This window comes from Microcystis sp. T1-4 (assembly GCF_000297435.1).
Classification (GTDB): Bacteria; Cyanobacteriota; Cyanobacteriia; order Cyanobacteriales; family Microcystaceae; genus Microcystis.
Genome location: NZ_CAIP01000364.1, coordinates 1 through 1,328 on the forward strand (window position 1 = coordinate 1; position 1,328 = coordinate 1,328).

Below are 1,328 nucleotides of genomic sequence, written 5' to 3' on the forward strand. Positions count from 1 at the left end.
AAATCTCTCTTGTGATAACTTTTTCAAATCAAGAACCGCTTTTGATTCGGCTTTGGTAATTTTTTGGGTGAGTTTACGCAGGTCTGATTCTCTTCTTTCTTGACTTTGTACTACTAACCATCTTTGTTCTATTCCTGCATAATTTTCGGTTTTTGATACTAATTTATATCCTGGTATTGTACTATCAATAAATTCTGATTCTGGTATTGTTGATATTAATGATTTTGCTGCTTTTATGCTTAATGGTACTCGACATAACCACTGTAAATCTGACATCATTTTCAGGTTTGATTCTGTATATAAGGCAGAGTCAGCAACCATGAGACTATTAACTTCTAATTGTTTGTGATATTCTACTGCTATTTGACCAAAACATGATGAGTCTGCTTGGTTTCCTGATGCTAGTTTCAAAAATATTGGGATGTCTCCATCTCCTGAACATATCATTTCTATGATGAACTGTTTTAAGTCCGGCCGATGGTCACGAGAATAACCATAAGTGATGGTTATTTCTTTTGGTGATTTTACTGCTATTTCTTCTAATTCTTGGTTATTTCCTATTTTTTGATTCTCAAATATTACTTCTGGTAAGCTAGTGTTATACTGCCCATGTACGTGGATTGATGATGAGTCTAGATGTGATGTTGATAGTGATACTCCAAATTTTTGGGCGGCTTTTACTGCGATGATGAAAAATATTGTATCTAATCCTTTTATAAATAGTTTATCCATGACTCTCCCCAATTTATCGTCGTTGAGATATTCTGGTTTTACTCCTGTTCCTATTAGATGTTCACAGGCGATTGTTTCAAAATATTCGGGAAACATATATAAGGGTTTGGAAACAAATCCTAACCCGTTGATTATCATGGCTTTTACTACTTGACCTGCATTTACTTTTTCGTCTTTTTCGACTCCTATCAATTCGTTTATTATTTCTACTATTCCGATTGAGTCTATTATTCCTGCCACTATCCCTAGATGGTCTATGTTCTGAATTTCTATTTCTTGGGGTTTTAATTTCACAACAGATTCCTCCACTACTTCTAAGTACCTAAGCAAAATTAATTACACATATCTAACCCCGCTCTTGCCTCTTACCTCTTGCCTATCTTCACTAGGAAATTAATTTTGCACGACTACTTATTGTAATCAATTATTTCTTGTTTTCTGAACAATTATTTTTTTCTCTTGAATTTTCTCTTTCTCGCTCCATACCCCTTTTAATGCTATATATTCTCATTAACCCTTTTAACCTTTGCATTAATTTTAGTTATTATGTACTACTTTAATGGCTTTTTTGATCTGTGACAGTTGAGGGTGCGGAA

The 1,328-nt window shown here is 33.8% G+C and carries 1 protein-coding gene; it reads right to left on the reverse strand.

The features are described 5' to 3' along the window. A partial coding sequence (locus tag MICAI_RS17300; RefSeq protein WP_039900459.1) for an IS1634 family transposase occupies positions 1-1,026 on the reverse strand: 1,026 nt, incomplete at its 3' end. Positions 1,027-1,328: the final 302 nt, after the last annotated feature.